The sequence below is a fragment of the Cohnella lubricantis genome (genome assembly GCF_014212015.1).
Lineage (GTDB): Bacteria > Bacillota > Bacilli > Paenibacillales > Paenibacillaceae > Cohnella > Cohnella lubricantis.
This window is the reverse complement of record NZ_JACJVN010000061.1, coordinates 1-17,300: the sequence shown is the minus strand read 5'-3', so window position 1 is coordinate 17,300 and position 17,300 is coordinate 1. Positions and strand designations below refer to the sequence as shown.

At 58.8% G+C, this 17,300-nt stretch carries 14 protein-coding genes and 1 riboswitch; of the genes, 2 read left to right on the top strand and 12 right to left on the bottom strand.

What is annotated here, in order from left to right:
• Positions 1 to 58 precede the first annotated feature (58 nt).
• Genes purL through purS form a run of 3 tightly spaced genes read right to left on the bottom strand, consistent with a single transcriptional unit; the run spans position 59 to position 3,272 of the window.
• The gene (gene purL, locus H4Q31_RS16085) at positions 59 to 2,302 is read right to left on the bottom strand and encodes a phosphoribosylformylglycinamidine synthase subunit PurL (protein WP_185180078.1); all 2,244 of its coding nucleotides are present in this window, start codon (positions 2,300 to 2,302) and stop codon (positions 59 to 61) included.
• A 17-nt stretch (positions 2,303 to 2,319) separates the two neighbouring features.
• Entirely contained in the window at positions 2,320 to 3,021 is a 702-nt protein-coding gene (gene purQ / locus H4Q31_RS16080; RefSeq protein ID WP_185180077.1) for a phosphoribosylformylglycinamidine synthase subunit PurQ, read from the bottom strand.
• 5 nt (positions 3,022 to 3,026) lie between these two features.
• Positions 3,027 to 3,272: a phosphoribosylformylglycinamidine synthase subunit PurS gene (gene purS / locus H4Q31_RS16075; protein ID WP_185180095.1), complete on the bottom strand. Its 246-nt coding sequence runs from the start codon at positions 3,270 to 3,272 to the stop codon at positions 3,027 to 3,029.
• 30 nt (positions 3,273 to 3,302) lie between these two features.
• Between purS and H4Q31_RS16070 the strand changes: the two genes are divergently transcribed.
• Positions 3,303 to 3,467 carry a hypothetical protein gene (locus H4Q31_RS16070; protein WP_185180076.1) on the top strand — a complete coding sequence of 55 codons (165 nt, stop codon included), beginning with the start codon at positions 3,303 to 3,305 and terminating at the stop codon, positions 3,465 to 3,467.
• Between the two features lie 57 nt (positions 3,468 to 3,524).
• Here the strand turns inward: H4Q31_RS16070 and H4Q31_RS16065 are convergent, their stop codons facing one another.
• From H4Q31_RS16065 to H4Q31_RS16025, 9 genes are all read right to left on the bottom strand, one after another.
• Positions 3,525 to 4,421, bottom strand: coding sequence for a phosphoribosylaminoimidazolesuccinocarboxamide synthase (locus H4Q31_RS16065; RefSeq protein ID WP_185180075.1), 897 nt, complete (start codon positions 4,419 to 4,421; stop codon positions 3,525 to 3,527).
• A gap of 101 nt (positions 4,422 to 4,522) precedes the next feature.
• Positions 4,523 to 5,818: an adenylosuccinate lyase gene (gene purB, locus H4Q31_RS16060; RefSeq protein ID WP_185180074.1), complete on the bottom strand. Its 1,296-nt coding sequence runs from the start codon at positions 5,816 to 5,818 to the stop codon at positions 4,523 to 4,525.
• 6 nt (positions 5,819 to 5,824) lie between these two features.
• On the bottom strand, positions 5,825 to 7,144 hold the full coding sequence (gene purK, locus H4Q31_RS16055; RefSeq protein ID WP_185180073.1) for a 5-(carboxyamino)imidazole ribonucleotide synthase: 1,320 nt from the start codon (positions 7,142 to 7,144) through the stop codon (positions 5,825 to 5,827).
• Complete coding sequence (gene purE, locus H4Q31_RS16050) at positions 7,141 to 7,626, bottom strand: 5-(carboxyamino)imidazole ribonucleotide mutase (protein ID WP_185180072.1); 486 nt, start codon at positions 7,624 to 7,626, stop codon at positions 7,141 to 7,143. Before purE ends, purK begins: the two co-directional genes overlap by 4 nt.
• A 195-nt stretch (positions 7,627 to 7,821) precedes the next feature.
• A riboswitch (purine riboswitch) is annotated at positions 7,822 to 7,923 on the bottom strand.
• 236 nt (positions 7,924 to 8,159) lie between these two features.
• A complete protein-coding gene (locus H4Q31_RS16045) occupies positions 8,160 to 9,887 on the bottom strand; it encodes an ABC transporter substrate-binding protein (protein ID WP_185180071.1) in 1,728 nt (575 codons plus the stop codon).
• Positions 9,888 to 9,976: 89 nt separating this feature from the next.
• Complete coding sequence (locus H4Q31_RS16040) at positions 9,977 to 10,876, bottom strand: carbohydrate ABC transporter permease (RefSeq protein ID WP_185180070.1); 900 nt, start codon at positions 10,874 to 10,876, stop codon at positions 9,977 to 9,979.
• A gap of 13 nt (positions 10,877 to 10,889) precedes the next feature.
• The gene (locus H4Q31_RS16035; protein WP_185180069.1) at positions 10,890 to 11,861 is read right to left on the bottom strand and encodes an ABC transporter permease; all 972 of its coding nucleotides are present in this window, start codon (positions 11,859 to 11,861) and stop codon (positions 10,890 to 10,892) included.
• A gap of 126 nt (positions 11,862 to 11,987) precedes the next feature.
• Complete coding sequence (locus H4Q31_RS16030; RefSeq protein WP_185180068.1) at positions 11,988 to 13,514, bottom strand: response regulator transcription factor; 1,527 nt, start codon at positions 13,512 to 13,514, stop codon at positions 11,988 to 11,990.
• 4 nt (positions 13,515 to 13,518) lie between these two features.
• Positions 13,519 to 15,255, bottom strand: coding sequence for a cache domain-containing sensor histidine kinase (locus tag H4Q31_RS16025; protein WP_185180067.1), 1,737 nt, complete (start codon positions 15,253 to 15,255; stop codon positions 13,519 to 13,521).
• A 372-nt stretch (positions 15,256 to 15,627) separates the two neighbouring features.
• On the opposite strand from H4Q31_RS16025, the gene H4Q31_RS16020 reads away from it, so the two are divergent.
• On the top strand, positions 15,628 to 17,300 hold a 1,673-nt coding region (locus tag H4Q31_RS16020; RefSeq protein WP_185180094.1), incomplete at its 3' end, for a glycoside hydrolase family 3 N-terminal domain-containing protein.

Below are 17,300 nucleotides of genomic sequence, written 5' to 3'. Positions count from 1 at the left end.
CTCATCGCTTCCGGCTTCGACTGCTCCGCCGTCCAGTCGGACCCGGTCGCGGCGGATCTCACTGCATCCGGCATGGGATCGCTTCCTTCCATTCGCGGCGGAATTCGTCCAGCGGCGCATCTACCACAACCTGCCCGTTCACGGCGATCGTGAGCGCATCCCCGCCGACAACGCCTAACCGCTGCACCGGGACGCCTTCCGCCTCCAGATAAGCGGCCAACCGATCCGCCTGCTCCGGCTTCGCGGACAGCAGAATGCGCGACTGCGATTCGCTGAACAGCGCGATGTCCGCGCGCAAGCCGGCCCGGAAGTCCACCTTCGCGCCAAGGCCGCGGCCGAAGCCGGACTCCGCCACCGCCGCCGCGAGGCCTCCTTCGGACAGATCGTGCGCCGAAGCGACAAGCCCCTCGCGGATCGCGCCGAGTACGGCCTTGTGCAGCCGCTGCTCGACAGCCAGATCCAGCTCCGGCGGGCGGCCTTCCGTCACGCCGTGCACGGCGTATTGGAACTCACTGCCGCCCAGCTCCGCCTTCGTCTCGCCGAGCAGGAAGATGATATCCCCCGAAGCCTTAAAGTCCTGCGTCGTAATGTGATCGATGTCGCGCACGAGGCCGACCATGCCGACGACCGGCGTCGGATAGATCGCGCCCTTCGCGTTCTCGTTATAGAGCGATACGTTGCCGCCGATGACCGGCGTCTCGAGGAAGCGGCACGCCTCGGCCATGCCGTCGACCGCCTTCTCCATCTGCCAGAACACCTCCGGCTTCTCCGGCGAACCGAAGTTCAGGTTGTCGGTGATCGCCAGCGGCTCGCCGCCGGAGCAGACGATATTGCGCGCCGCTTCCGCGACCGCGATCTTGCCTCCCACCTCCGGGTCGAGGTAGACGTAGCGGCCGTTGCAGTCGGTCGTCATCGCGAGCGCCTTGCGCGTGCCGCGAATCGTCACGACCGCCGCGTCCGAGCCCGGCACGACCGCCGTCTCGGTGCGCACTTGGTAATCGTACTGGCTGTACACCCACTCCTTGCTCGCTAGCGAGGGGGAGCCGAGCACTTTTCGCAACGCGGCATTGAGGTCCGTCGCTTGCTCGTAACGGTTCGTGTCGACCGAGCCGTTCTTCACGTAATAATCCGGCACCTTGGACGGCTTCTCGTAGATCGGGCAGTCGTCGACGAGCGCCTTGACCGGCATGTCGGCGACCTGCTCGCCCTTGTGGAACAAGCGCAGGCGGCCGTCGTCCGTCACCTTGCCCACCTTCGCGCAATGCAGCCCCCACCGTTCGAAAATCGCCTTCGCCTGCGCCTCATGCTGAGGCTCGGTGACGAACAACATCCGCTCCTGCGACTCGGACAGCATCATCTCGTAGGCGGTCATGCCCTCTTCGCGCTGCGGCACCTCGTCGAGGTACAGCTCCATGCCGTTGCCGGCTTTGCTCGCCATCTCTGCGCTGGAGCAGGTGAGGCCTGCTGCGCCCATGTCCTGAATGCCGAGCACGATGCCGGAGGCGATCAGCTCGAGCGTCGCTTCCATGACGAGCTTCTCCATGAACGGGTCTCCGACTTGGACCGCGGAGCGCTTCGCTTCGGATTCGGCGGTCAGGTCCTCGCTTGCGAACGTCGCGCCGTGGATGCCGTCGCGGCCGGTCGCCGGACCGACGTAGAACACCGGGTTGCCGACGCCTTTGGCGATGCCGCGCTGGATCTGGTCGTGGTCGATGAGGCCGACACACATCGCGTTGACGAGCGGGTTGCCCTCGTACGACTCGTCGAACATCACTTCGCCCGCGACGGTCGGAATGCCAATGCAGTTGCCGTAGCCGGCGATGCCGCTGACGACGTGCTCGAACAGGTACTTCACGCGGTCGCTCTCCAGCTTGCCGAAGCGCAGCGAGTTAAGCAGCGCGATCGGGCGGGAGCCCATCGAGAAGATGTCGCGGATGATGCCGCCGACGCCGGTCGCCGCGCCTTGGTAAGGCTCGACCGCGGACGGATGGTTATGCGATTCGATCTTGAAGACAACCGCCTGATTGTCGCCGATATCGACGATGCCGGCGCCTTCGCCCGGTCCCATCAGGACGCGGGGGCCGGTGACCGGGAACCTTTTCAACAGCGGCTTCGAGTTCTTGTACGCGCAATGCTCGGACCACATCACGCTGAACACGCCAATCTCCGTATAATTCGGCTTGCGGCCGAGAAATTCGCATATGAGTGCATATTCGGAATCGGATACGCCGAATTGCTTGTAGATCTTCTGCTCCGCGATCTGCTCGATCGTCGGTTCCTTCGCTGCTGTCTGCTGCGCCACTATCCGTTCCCCCTTTTTTAGCGGACTGCGGCGCCGCTTGCCGCGCCGGTCTTCGATGCGAATGCGTTAAGGACTGACTTGAACATGCCCGCTCCGTCTGCCGATCCGAGCAGCTCGCTGACCGCGCGCTCCGGGTGCGGCATCATGCCGACGACGTTGCCGCGCTCGTTGCAGATGCCGGCGATGTTCGCGACGGAGCCGTTCGGATTGTCGCCTTCGTAGGTGAAGACAATCTGGTTGTTCGCTTGAAGCTGCTTCAGCGTCTCGTCGTCGCAGTAGAAGTTGCCTTCGCCGTGCGCGATCGGGATGCGGATCGTCTCGCCGGTCTGATAAGCGTTCGTGAACGCGGTGTTCGCGTTCTCCACCTTCAGGTCGACCGGATGGCAGCGGAATTTGAGCGACTTGTTGCGGATGAGCGCTCCCGGCAGGAGGCCCGCTTCGGTGAGAATCTGGAAGCCGTTGCAGACGCCGAGGACGAACTTGCCGGCTTCAGCTGCCTTGCGCACTTCGTTCATGACCGGAGCGAGCTGTGCGATCGCGCCGCAGCGCAAGTAGTCGCCGTAGGAGAAGCCGCCCGGCACGAGGATGGCGTCATATTGGGACAGGTCGGTGGCCGTATGCCAGACGTAATCGACGGGCTGCTGCAGAACATCCTCGACCGCCTTGTACATGTCGATGTCGCAGTTGGAGCCCGGGAACACGAGAACCGCGAATTTCATCAGGCTCAGCCCTCCAGTTCGAAACGATAATCTTCGACGACGGTGTTCGCCAGCAGCTTCTCGCACATGGCCTTGACTTGCTTCTCCGCTTCCGCGCGGTCGTTCGTGTCGAGCTGAAGCTCCATATACTTGCCGATCCGGACTTTGGCGACTTCGCCGAAGCCGAGCGTCTGCAGCGAGTTCTGGACGGCGTTGCCCTGCGGGTCGAGCACGTTCTCTTTGATCGTTACGTATACCGTTGCTTTCATGATCGTTGTCTCCTCCTAGAGGGGGGATGGGATTTGGGCATGACGGACGGGCTTGCTATGGGAAAAAAGGTGTTTGGGAAGCCGCGCGCAATCCGCGCCTTGGCTTCGATGGCCGGCATGCCGCCGCTGGGCCTCTGTGTTTCGCGCGGCGGCGGGGCGGTCATGGGCAATCGCCGCATCGTTCGGCTATTGTCGTAAGCTGACGCGCCTCTAATGCAACGGCTCCGGCATCATGGGCGCTTCATGCGCTGCTGCTTACTCGGCTTCGGTCAGGCGCCGCTGAATCTCCTTGTACCGGGCCGAGGTTGCTTGGACGACCTCATCCGGCAGACGCGGCGGCGGACTGTTCTTGTCCCAATCCGAGCTCGCGAGGTACGCGCGGACCGGCTCCTTGTCCATGCTGTCGATCTCGACGTCCAGCTTGTAATTCTCCTGAGCCCAGAAGCGCGAGGAGTCCGGGGTGAACAGTTCGTCGATCAGAATGACTTCGTTATCGATAAGGCCGAATTCGAATTTGCAGTCGGCAAGGATGATGCCTTTGGTCTCGCAGTATTGGCGGCCGAACTCGTATAGCTTCAGGCTGCGGTCGCGCAGCTCCTCCGCCAGCTGTTGGCCGACGCGGCGCGCCATCTCCCCGAACGGGATGTCCTCGTCGTGGCCGACGTCGTTCTTGCCCGCGGGCGTGAAGATCGGCTCGGGCAGCTTCGAGTTCTTATGGAGGCCGGCCGGCAGCTTGATGCCGTTCACTTCGCCGTTCGACTGGTACTGGCGCCAGCCGCCGCCGGTGATGCAGCCGCGCACGACGCATTCGATGTCGATGCGCTTCGCCTTGCGGGCGACCATGATGCGGCCGGCCAGCTTCGGCTTGTCGGCATCGGCGACGACGTCTGCGCCGAGCCTGTTCACGTCGGTGTGAACGACATGGTTCGGGAGCAGGCCAGCGGTCTGCTCGAACCAGAAGGAGCTGAGGCCGTTGAGCACCCGGCCTTTGTCGGGCACGGGCGGGTCGAGCACATAATCGAACGCGGAGATGCGGTCGGTGACGACGATCAGGAGATGCTCTCCGAGATCGTACAGCTCCCGCACCTTGCCTTTATGAATGAGAGGAGCTTGGATGAGTCCTTCGGCGGTAGACAACGCTTCTGTCGGCATGGCGGCCTCCTTGTGGGTGGGCGGTAGGTAAGAGTTAGTTGGTTTGCGAACTAATTCCGGCACTTCGGCGCTTCGTACATACGAGTTAGTCGGATTTGAGACTAATTCAGGCCGAGACGCTCGAAGATCGTATCGACGTGCTTCAGATGCCAGCTTGGATCGAAGCAGTCGGCGATCTCGTCGGCGCCGAGCACCTCGGTGATCTCCGGCGTCGACTCGACGATCGCGCGGAAGTCGCGCTGCTCTTCCCACGCCTGCATCGCGCGCGGCTGCACGGTGTCGTACGCTTGCTCGCGGCTGAAGCCCTTGTCGATCAGCTTCGTCATGACGCGGCCGGAGAACGGCACGTTGTACGTGCTGCGCATGTTGCGGGCCATGTTCTCCGGGAACACCGTCAGGTTCTTCACGATGTTGCCGAAGCGGTTCAGCATGTAGTTGAGCAGCATCGTCGCGTCCGGCAGAATGATGCGCTCGACGGAGGAGTGCGAGATGTCGCGCTCATGCCACAGCGTCACGTCCTCGTACGCGGTGATCATGTGGCCGCGGATGACGCGCGACAGGCCGCTGATGTTCTCGCAGCCGATCGGGTTGCGCTTGTGCGGCATCGCGGACGAGCCCTTCTGTCCCTTCGCGAACGGCTCCTCAACTTCGCGGAACTCGCTCTTCTGCAGCGCGCGAATCTCCGTCGCGAACTTGTCGAGCGACGTCGCGATCAGCGCCAGCGTCGCCATATACTCGGCATGGCGGTCGCGCTGCAGCGTCTGCGTCGAGATCGGCGCGGCTTTGATGCCGAGCTTGTCGCAGACGAACTGCTCGACGAACGGATCGAGGTTCGCGTAAGTGCCGACGGCGCCGGACATCTTGCCGAATTGAACGCCGTCCGCCGCCCGTTTGAACCGCTCGAGGTTGCGCTTCATCTCCTCGTGCCAGAGCGCCATTTTCAGACCGAATGTGGTTGGCTCCGCATGAACGCCATGGGTGCGTCCCATCATCGGCGTCTTCTTATATTTGATCGCTTGGCCGCGCAGAATGTCGATGAATCCGACGATGTCCCGCTCCAGAATCTCGTTCGCTTGCTTCAATAGATAGCCGAGCGCCGTGTCGACGACGTCGGTCGAGGTCATGCCGTAATGCACCCACTTGCGCTCCGGGCCGAGGCTCTCGGAGACGGCGCGGGTGAAGGCGATGACGTCGTGGCGCGTCTCTTGCTCAATCTCGTAGATGCGATCGATATCGAACTTGGCGTTCTGGCGCAGCTTCACCGTGTCTTCCTTCGGAATGTGGCCGAGCTCGGCCCACGCTTCGCAGGCGCACAGCTCGACTTCAAGCCAAGCCTTGAATTTGTTCTCTTCAGTCCAGATGGCGCGCATCTCGGGACGGCTGTAACGTTCGATCATATTCCCTTAAACCCTCCAAATGTTCGATTGGGCGATCCATGCCAGCGCGGCATCCACGTTCGGAGCCAGCACGTTGACGTGACCCATCTTGCGGTTGTGCTTCGATTCCGCTTTGCCGTACAGATGAACTTTCGGCTCCACGCCGAGCCTCTCAGCCTCCGCGTCGGGCGTCTTCATCCATTCGAGCAGCGGCTGCACATGTTGGCCGAGCACGTTAACCATGACGACCGGCGTCAGCAGACCTGGATCGCCGAGCGGCAGATCGCAGATCGCGCGAATGTGCTGCTCGAATTGGGACGTGCGGCTTGCTTCTATTGTATAATGGCCGGAATTGTGCGGGCGAGGGGCCAGTTCGTTGATATACAAGGTGCCGTCCTCCTGCACGAACATCTCCACCGCGATCAAGCCGACGACGCCGAGCGTCTCCGCGATTGACACCGCCATCCGCTCCGCTTCGCGCCGCACTTCATCTGAGATGCGAGCCGGAACAATCGACAAGTGTAAAATGTTGTTCACATGCACGTTCTCCGCCGGCGGGAACGTCCGGATCTCGCCGGATGGCCGGCGAGCGGCAATGACCGAGATCTCCTTCTCGAAGGAGATGAACTTCTCGAGCACAAGCTCCGTGCCGGCACGTTCAGCCTCGGCCCAAGCCGGCTCCAGTTCCGCCTCCGCGCGCAGCACCCATTGGCCTTTGCCGTCGTAGCCGCCGGTCGCCGTCTTCAGCACGGCCGGCAAGCCGAGCCGCGCCGCCGCCCCGCGCAGCGCCTCAAGGCTCGCAACCTCCGCGTACGGCGCCACCTTCGCGCCCGCCGCCTCGATCGCGCGCTTCTCGCGCAGCCGATGCTGCGTCGTGTGCAGCAGCGCGCTGCCCTGCGGCACGTACGACTCCGCTTCGAGCATGGCGGCGACGCCGGCGTCCACGTTCTCGAACTCGTACGTGATAACGTCGGATCGCCGCGCCAGCTCGCGCGCCGCTTCGCGGTCGTCATAGCCTGCGACGATCTGCTCCGCCGTCTGGCCGCAAGGCGCGTCCGGCGTCGGGTCGAGCGTCACGAAGCGGAAGCCGAGCCGGCTGCCCGCATGCGCCAGCATCCGGCCGAGCTGCCCGCCGCCGAGAATGCCGATCGTCGCGCCGGGGAGGATAGGCCTTAATTGTTCCGTATCGCCTTTATTCGCTGTCGCGCCGCCGCCGGTACCTATGGCAGTGTCCGATCCAGCCGCACTGGCATCAGCGTCGGCCCCCGGCACCGCGCACCAATCGTCCGTGCATACCATGCCTTGTGCGCCAAGCGGCAGACTCTCCAGCTTAATCGGCTCTGTCATGCCAGCTCCCCGCTCTCAAGCACTTCCGCCGTAATCCGGGCGCGACGCGCCTCGACCCGCGCCTGCACATCCGGATCGAACGCGCCGATCATCTGCGCGGCGAGCAGCCCCGCGTTCGTCGCGCCCGCCGTGCCGATCGCCACCGTGGCGACCGGGATGCCGCCCGGCATCTGCACGATCGACAGCAGCGAGTCCAGCCCGTTCAAGGCTTGCGACTTGACGGGCACTCCGATGACGGGAAGGACGGTCTTCGCCGCCACCATTCCCGGCAGATGCGCGGCGCCTCCCGCGCCTGCAATAATGACTTTAAGTCCGCGAGCGGATGCGCTCTCGGCATATTCAAACATCAAGTCCGGCGTCCGATGCGCCGATACGACCTTCTTTTCATAGACAATATTCAATTCATCGAGGACCTCGCACGCGCGCTTCATCGTCTCCCAATCCGAGGTGCTCCCCATGATAACGCCGACCAGTGCCGACATGATCCCACCCTTTCTAAGCCTGCGATTAGTCCAAAACATACAAAAAGGCCGATAGGTAAACTGAACGCTGTCAGTATTCCCCATCAACCCCATCTTCTCTCGCGCAACCTCTTCTTCCGAGCTTTGGCCCATAGGACAACACAAAGGCGCGGCGCAGGACGGCGGAACATGCCGCAGGCGTCTAGCGCTTCACCTGAAGTCGATCCAAGAGCTCGTAGTCCGAAAATTTAAGGTTTCCGGGTAGAGACGATCGGGCCGTATTCCCGATGATATACGAGCCAAGCAATTTGCTTGATTTACGGTTCTAAGTTTACGCTAACCTGCCATCGATGTCAAATGAAAGGCGAACGTTCTAAAGGTCGAAAATTCAAATGTTCGGATTTGGACAAACTCCCTCCCTTGGGGGATTGATAGCGAAGTGCACTTGTCCGGCAAAAAAAAAGAAAGCCCCCGGGCAAACTCGTCGTTTCCCCAAGGGCGGCTTGCTATGCTTCATCGGCGAGAATGCTGGCCGATTCCGGGTAAGACTTCAATTATTGAACGTCCTTGCCGGTGAACAATTCCACTCTGTTCTTCACCAGCGCGGTATATTCGGCTTCCATCTTCTCTGCGCCCGCTTTGTCCAATTCTGCCAGGAAGTCGTCGTAGATCTTGTCGAAGTCTTCCGGCTTCGCCAGAATAGCTTGCGGGATGCGCTTCGTAATGATTTCCTGCGTCTTCTGGTAAATGACTTGATAGTCGCCGTCCGTCGGAACCTGCATGTTGTAGAGAGCTCCCCAATCTTTGATCGGCAAGTCCTTCTCGCTCGGGAACAGGTCCTTCCAGGTCGTCGCATTGTAGCCTGCCAGCGCTTTCTTCTCGGCGTCGGAGTAGCTGGCTACGATCTGGTCCGGGAAGTTCGTCGTGTAGTAGTTGCCCGTCGAATCCTTCACGCCGTCGCCATAGTGAGCGGTGAAGGTCGGGTACAAGCCGATGCCGGTCGTCTTGGCGAAGTTGGCGGCATCGTTAACCTTGGCATCCAGTACATCCTCCGGAATGACGCGCTTGCCGTCCACGACATTGTAATGCTTGCCTTCAATACCCCAGTTCATGAGCACTTGCCCTTCTTCGGAAGCGAGCCAATCCAAGAATTGGATTGCGCGAACCGGGTCCTTGCAAGCCGTCGTAATGCTGATGCCGTAGCCGTCAACGCCGACAGATTGAAGTTCATGGTCCTGGAATTGGTCATTCAGCGTGACCGGGAAGTGGCCGTACGTATATTCATCCTTGTCGGCCGACTTAAGGGCGTTCTCCGCGTTGCCGTACTCCCACTCCTGCGAGATCAGTCCCAGGACGCGGCCGCTCGCGATCTTCGCTTGATACTGGTCGTCCTTCTGAACGAAAGTGTCCTTGTCAAGCAGTCCTTCGTTGTACATGTGGTTCAACCACTTGAAGTATTCCTTCTCTTCCGGACGCTTGTAGTGCAGCTTCGCTTCATACGTCGTCGGGTCGACATAATATTCGCCGTCATCCGGCGCTCCCGTTGCGATGAAGGCCGGGTTCGTTACCGTAATCATGCTCTTCCAGCCATCGGCGTTCAGCAGCAGCGGGATCGTCGGCTGGCCGTCCGTCTCCGGATGCTTCGCCGCATATTCCTTCAGCACATTCTCAAAGTCCTGAACGGTCCTGATCTCCGGGTAGCCGAGCTCCTCCAGTACGCGAAGCTGGACTTCAAAGCCGCCGGTTGCGTCGAAATATTCATTGCCAACGCCGACGTTCGACGGGATGGCATAGATCGATTGATCGTCCACGCTGTATTTCATGCGGTTCATGCTGTCCTTCATGATCTCCTTAATATGCGGGGCATACTTATCAATCAGGTCAGTCAAATCGATGATCGCGCCGGCATCAACCAGCTTGCCAAGCTCGCCTTTAGCGAAGATCATATCCGGATATTGGCCGCTTGCGGCCATCAAAGCGATCTTGCTCTGGCCGCCGCCGCTGGCGACGTCATACTCTGCGTTAATGGTGACGCCGGTTGCCGCCGTAATCGCTTTGCCAACGTCATCTTGCATGTTGTTCCAATTAGGGCTTGTATCCGCGCCAAAGAACGAGAACGTAATTGGCGATGTATCCATTGCGCCGGCTTCAGCTGAACCGGAAGGGCTGCTGCTTGCTTCATTGCCGCTTGCGGAATTATTGTTGTTGTCGCCGCACGCGCTGAGCAACATGACACCTGCAAGCGATAGCAATGATAGCGTTCTGGTGCTGTTCCACTTCATTGAACTTCCCCCTTATGGATGATCAAGCATATATTGTACACAGGCGAGAAGCCTGGATGTACCGACTCGAATATCTCTGAAGTTAGCAATCATGCCTTCACGGCGCCTAGCGTCATTCCGCCTACGAAATACCGCTGCAAGAACGGATACACCACCAAGATTGGAACCGTAACGACAATCGTAATGGCCATCTTGATCGACTCCGGCGATACTTGCGCCATCTGATTGGCCAGGTCGTTCGCGTTCGTCATGGCGCTGCCTTGCTGCGTGCTGTCCAGAATCTTCATTAATTCGTACTGCAAGGTCGTGAGCGACGGCTTGTTGCCGTTATACAAGTACGTATCGAACCAAGAGTTCCATTGGCCGACCGCGAGGAATAGCGCGATCGTCGCCAGCACCGGTTTGCAGAGCGGCAATATAACCTTGTAGTAGATTTGGAAATCGTTCGCGCCATCCAGCTTGGCGGACTCTTGCAGCGCATAAGGCAAGCCGTCGATAAACGAGCGGATAACGAACACGTTAAACGCGCTGACGATGCCCGGAAGGACATAGACGCCGAAAGTGCCGAGCAAGTGCAGGTCGCGCATCAGGATGAAGACCGGAACCATGCCTCCGGAGAAGTACATCGTGAGCGCCAGGAACACGGAGATGAACTTGCGGCTTCTAAAATCGGGCCGGCTTAGCGTGAACGCCAGCATCGAAGCGCTCAGCAAGCCGAGCAGCGTACCGACGACCGTCCGAAGAATGGAGATCTTAAAGCCTTGAAGCAGCGTAGTGTAGCCAAATATCGTCTCGTAATTCTTAAGCGTGAACTCGCGTGGCCATAGATAGATGCCGCCGCGAACGGTGTCGGTGGAATCGTTCAGCGAGATCGCAAGCACGTTCAAGAACGGATACAGCGTGACCGCGACAATAATCGTCAGCACGGCATAATTGATGATGTTGAAGGTGCGTTCGCCTTTGGTTAAGTTGAATGCTTTGCTCGACATATGCCCGTCCTCCCTACATGATGCTTTCTTTCGCGAATTTCTTGAACAGGCCGTTCGCCGTAAACAGCAGGAGGACGCTGATCACGGAATTGAACATGCTGATGGCGGTACCGTAAGAGAAATGTGCGATCTTAATGCCGTAGTTAAGCGCGTACAAATCGAGCACTTGCGAGTAATCGGTCACCAGGTTGTTCCCGAGCAGCATCTGCTTCTCATAGCCGATGCTGAGCAGGTGTCCGATCGACATAATGAACAGCACCATAATGGTAGAACGGATACCCGGCAGCGTTATGTTCCACATCTGCCTGAAGCGCCCGGCGCCGTCGACTTTGGCCGCTTCGTAAAGCTCTTTGTCGATTCCAGTGATGGCCGCCAAATAGATGATCGCGTTCCATCCAGTCTCCTTCCAGATATCGGAGCTGGTTACAATTCCCCAGAACCAATGTCCTTTAGCCATGAATTGAATCGGTTCGTCCGCCAAGTGGAGCCACATGAGCAGTTGGTTGACAATCCCGTCAAGCGACAGCATGCTTGTGACGATGCCGGCTACGACAACCCAAGATACGAAGTGCGGCAAGTAGGAGATCGTCTGGGTGATTCTCTTAAAGGGCATGCTCTTCACTTCATTAAGCAAGACGGCGAACAGGATCGGGAAGATGAATCCCGCGATTAGTCCCATTCCGCTCATCGCGAGCGTATTCCGAAGAACCAAATAGAATTGATCGTCATGGAAGAGCCTGTTGAATTGGTCGAAGCCAACCCACTCTTGGTCGCCGAACGATTTGGCCGGCTTATAATTCTGGAAGGCCATCGTCCAGCCCCAGATAGGCAAGTAATTGAATATGAACAGCCAAATGACGAATGGGATAGACATCAAATACAAATATCGTTGGCGGATGAGATCGGACCAAAAGCTCCGCTTCTTCTTCCGCGGCGTGCCGGGTGCGTTAGCCGTGTGAGCTTTGCCCGCTGTTAGCGTTTCCATTCGTGTCGCTCCCCCTTCTGCTATAGGTCTATGATAGCTCCCGAGGGCTTGGAAAAATACGAGGCAGATTGAATGAAAAACCATGTGAGAATTAGAGGTTAAGATTGTGGAATAACCGTTCAAATTCTACTTTTTGCGATATGCGGAAGGGGCGACGCCGACATACTTGCGGAATTTGCCGTGGAAATAATCAACGTTGGAATAGCCTACACGTTCTGCCACTTGATAGACCTTCATTCCCTGCTCCAGCAATTCCTTCGCTCTGTCGATCCGCACCTTATCCAAATACGTATTGAAGGATTCGCCCATCTTGCTCTTGAACAGCTTGCCTAGGTACGAGCTGTTGTAGCCGAATACATCCGCCAGCGACTCCAGCTTCAAGTTCTCGGCGTAATTGCGGCGGATCAGCTCAACCATCTTCTGCACTTGCTTGTCATTGCCGTAGCTGCGGAACGCATCCGCCATCTTGCCCGCCAGTTCCGTCAACCGGGCGAGCAACCCGGAGAACCGATATTCTCCGTACAGCTTCAGCACCTCGGAGGCGAATGCCCGGCACTGTTCCCGGACCTCCGGGCGGTTCCGCTCCAGCTTCGAGAGCGCCTGCGTGAACAGCTGCGCAAAGACGGATTTGATGTCCTGTTCGTCCATTCCCGCGCCTCGCATAGCCTCTCCCGTCTCGAGAATCCACAAGACCGCTGCCTCTTGGCTGCCGATATCCAGCGCCAGAAGCAGCTTGTCTCCATCCGCCTCCCCGAAAGCGCGGTCCGTCTCCCGATCGGCCGGCATCAGAGCCATTGCCTCTTCCGCCCGATAGATATGATCGCCTTCCAGCAGGAAGCGGAGCTTCATTCCTTCCTCGGCAGCCCGGTAGGAACGCCTCAGCTCTTCCAGCCGTTCTACCGCTCCCCCGCTAACCGCCGTAAAGTCCACGCCGTTGTCCGAGCAGATTCTCTTCATCTCGCGATAGTTGGCCGCAGACTCCGTTGCCCTGCCCGCCAGGATGAGACCGAGATGGGGATCGAGCGAGAATACGACGCCTTTGCCTGAAGCTTCGAACGACTCGAACAAGCGGTTCTTGACATGGGAAGCGGTTGGCGCGTCGACTTCTCCTCTGCTCTGCAGCTTGATTAGCACCACATCATAGGGAGGCCCGCCGAACCGGAGCGCGTTCAAGGCCTCCTTCGGAGGCGACTGGCCTTCGCCGGTCAGCAGACTAACCGCTGTTCGCTCCAAGCTCCAGGAGAGAGAGGACAGCTTGCCATCCATTCCTTCCTGCTCGTCCAGCGTCCTCTTGAGACTAACAAGCGCCGAGGAGAGCTCATCCTCGTCTACCGGCTTCAGAATATAGCCGTCCGCTCTCATCAGCAGCGCTTCGCGGGCATAATCGAAGTCGGCGTGTCCGCTTAGAACGATGAACCGGGGCGCAGGATCGAACTGCTCCCGAATGGAGCGCATTAAGGCCAGACCATTCATTCCCGGCATACGAATATCGATAATCAGGAGATCCGGCTGCAGCTGCGGCAGCTTCGCCAGCGCATCCACCCCGTCAGACGCCACTCCGGCAACCGTGAACCCGAGTTCTTCCCAATCTACAATTGTGCGCAGACCCTCCCGGATCAAAGGCTCGTCGTCGACGATCAGTACCTTGTACATGTCATCACCCCTCCTCCACAGGAATCCAGAAGGCAATCCGGGTTCCCGAATGCTGTTCACTCTCGATACGAAGACCCGATACCGAGCCGTACGTCAGCAGCAGCCGCTGCTGGACATTGTGCAGACCGATCCGCGTCGACTCCTGATCCGCCAGCGAACGGAGGATCGCCTTCAGCTTCCCGGCCGGAATGCCGACGCCGTTATCCTCGACCACTACCTGAAGACCGCCTCGGCTGAGCTCTGCGCTCACCTTGACCCATCCGCCCTCAAAGCTTCGCTCCAAACCGTGGATAACGGAATTCTCCACTAGCGGCTGAATGAGAAGCGGTAGCAGCATGACGTCTTCCGCTTCGGGAGCCACATGAATCTCATACGTCAAACGCTCCTCGTGCCGGAACTTCTGAATCTCCAGGTAATACCTTACCATTTCGATCTCCTCGCGCAAGCTGATCTCGCGCCCGGTAATCTCCAGGCTCTTGCGCAGCAGCTTGCCTAGCATCTTGACGATGTTGGCAATATCCTTCTCGCCTCTCAAGTGCGCCTTCATGCGGATCGACTCCAACGCGTTATACAGGAAGTGCGGATTGACCTGGTTCGCCAGCATCTTCAGCTTGATCTCGCTCTGCTTGCGTTCAAGCTCGTTGGAATGCTGATGGGACAGCTTCAGTTCCTCCATCAACTCCTTGATATTCGCGACCATCTGGTTGAACTGCCGGGAGATCTGACCGATCTCATCCCCGCCATTAACCGACAGATCCGCATTGAAGTTGCCGATCGATACCTTGTTAATCTGCCGGCTGAACCTGCGCAGACGGTTCGTCACCACGGTGCAGATGAGATAGACGATCAGCACCGACAGAATCGCGAACAGCGAGATGACCTCCATGCCCACCTCATTGATCCGGTTCGCTTCCTCCACGATGCTGTCTACCGAGAAGATCGAGACGATCTTCAGGTCGGTAAAGCTGTTGTTTGGATAAAATTGATCGACGATCACTTTGGACCGAACGCCGTTGACCGTCAGTTCATACGTGCCCGGTTCCTTCTGAGACAAATTCGGTCCGAGAAATGTGTCGTCCAACCGCTTCCCTACAATGTTCGGGCGGTTAGAGGCGAAGGCGACACCCCTGCTGTCGAGAAGAATCGTCTCCGCATCCTCCTGCATTAGAATCGAACTTAAATATTCCGTATCGACATCGATGTCCAGCAAGCCATAGGATTGATTCTCCCGGAAGTGAATCGTGCGGACAAGGCTTAGCGAGTCCGGCAGGTAATACCAGCCGATCAAGCCTTTGTTCTTCATCGCCTCTTGGAACCAGAATGACTTCTCGGTCTCTTCGTCGAGCGGCACGAATTCCCCGTTATTGAGAAGCGTCGGATTATCGATATACAACTGGATTTGCGCCACTTCCGGATTGAACGATAGATAAGTCTTGAACGCATCATAATCCCTATAAGCGTCAACAATGTCGCTGACATTGGTGAACTTCATCGTAGCGATTCGCTCCAAGTCGGTGTCGACCATCAGCCGGGCCGACAGATCATTGGCGATCAGCAGCGTCTCTTCCGTGCGTGTCTTCACCCGTTCGACCGCATTCTCCGTCTGCTCAATCGCCTTGGTGAGCGCTGCTTCCCGGTATTCGCGAACGACATAGAGCCCGACGAGGACAATCGGCAGCATCAAGAACAAAATATAGGCGATGACGATCTTGCTGCGAAGCTTCATATCGTTGAACCGCATGAATAGCCGCCTCAGACCGAACCTCCCCTTTCACAACCGCCGGATTGTCGAAATAAGATATTGTTTGTCGATTTTCGCCTTCATTTAGGTTTAATTGTGAAGCAATCACTGCCTAACTTGCAAGCCTTGTCGGGAAATTGCCAGTATTTTTGGTGTAATTGTAGGGGTATTATCGAGGGCTCGGTCGGTATTACAATAAACAATTAATAAGCCAATCTTGAAGGCGTTTGCAGAATCTGCGAGCCATGGAAGGAGACCAATCAATTGAAGCACGCTGACGGCCCTTACCCATATCAGAACCCCGATCTTCCGCTCGAGACCCGGGTGAACGACCTGGTGTCCCGGTTTACATTGGAGGAGAAAATCAACCTGATGTGCCAATACCAAGACGAAGTTCCCCGCTTGGGCGTGAAGCCTTACAAGCACGGCACCGAAGCCGCTCATGGCATCGCATGGCTCGGCGAAGCGACCGCTTTCCCGCAGCCCGTCGGTCTCGCCTGCACATGGGATACGGAATTGCTGCGCCAGGTTGGCGAAGCAATCGGCACGGAGGCGCGCGGCTTCTTCCGCCGCGATCCCGGCAAGAACGGGCTGACGCTGTGGGCGCCGACCGTGGACATGGAGCGCGATCCCCGGTGGGGGCGCAACGAGGAAGCATACGGCGAGGACCCGGTGCTGGCCGGCAAGCTGACAGCTGCGCTTGCGCAAGGCATTCAAGGCGACCACCCCTTCTACTTGCGGGCCGTCGCCAGCTTGAAGCATTTTATCGGTAACAACAACGAGGTAGACCGCGGCGAATGCTCGGTCAGCATTGACCCCCGCAACATGCGCGAATATTACTTGAAGGCATTCGAGATTCCGTTCAAGGAAGGCGGCGCCCAGTCGATGATGACCGCCTACAATTCGGTTAACGGCGTGCCCGCCAACCTGAATCCGCAGGTGAACGACGTCGTCAAACGCGAATGGGGCATGAACGGCTTCGTCGTCAGCGATGCGGGAGACGTGCTCGGAACAGTTAAGGACCATAAGTACCTCGACCATTATAAGGATGCCGTCGCTCAATCGATCAAGAGCGGAATCGACAGCATTACCGACGACCACCCGATCTCCAAGCAGGCGATTCGCGACGCGCTGGCGGATGGAACGCTGACCGAGAACGACTTGGATATCGCGTTGCGCAACACGTTCCGCGTTCGGATGCGGCTCGGCGAATTCGATCCGGCGGACCGCAATCCATACGCCTCCATCGGAGAAGACGTCATTCTATCGGACGCTCATCGGCAGGTGTCGCTTGAAGCGGCTCGGAAGAACGTCGTGCTGCTCAAGAATGCCGATGATGCGCTGCCGCTAAATGCTGCGCGCGCGAGCAAGGTCGCTGTCGTCGGTCCGTTGGCCGACATCGTCTACCGCGACTGGTACAGCGGCACGCTGCCGTATACGGTGACGCCGCTTGAAGCGATTCGCGGCAAGCTGTCGGCTGCCGGAGGCGAGGCTCTCTATGCCAGCGGCAACGACTGCGTGAAGCTGACAGCGAACGGCAAGTTCGTGATGACGCGGCCGGACGGCAAGCTGGCGGCGGCAGCGGACTCCGCGGACAGCGCGGAGACGTTCGAGCTGACCGACTGGGGCTGGCGCGCGCATACTATCGTAGCCGGCAGCACGGGCAAATATGTCACGACGGCAGACGATGTGCATGTTACGGCTGATTCGGAGGAGATCTTCGGCTGGTTCACGAAGGAAGCGCTGCTGATCGACCGTCTGGCCGAAGGCAAGCTGGATGTGGCCGCATGGAACAATGCCAGAATCGGCATCGGCGAGGGCGGATTGCTGACGGTCGATCCCGAGAGGGCGGAGGAGCGCTCGTCGCTCGGTTCTCCCGAGGAGAGAGCGGCAGCTGCGCAGGCAGCCGTTCAAGTGACCGCGACGGCGTTCGATACCGTCTCGGTCGAAGATGGCATCGAGGAAGCCGTCTCAGCGGCACGCTCCGCGGACGCGGCAATCGTGTTCGTCGGCAACCATCCGCTCGTGAACGGCAAGGAGACGAT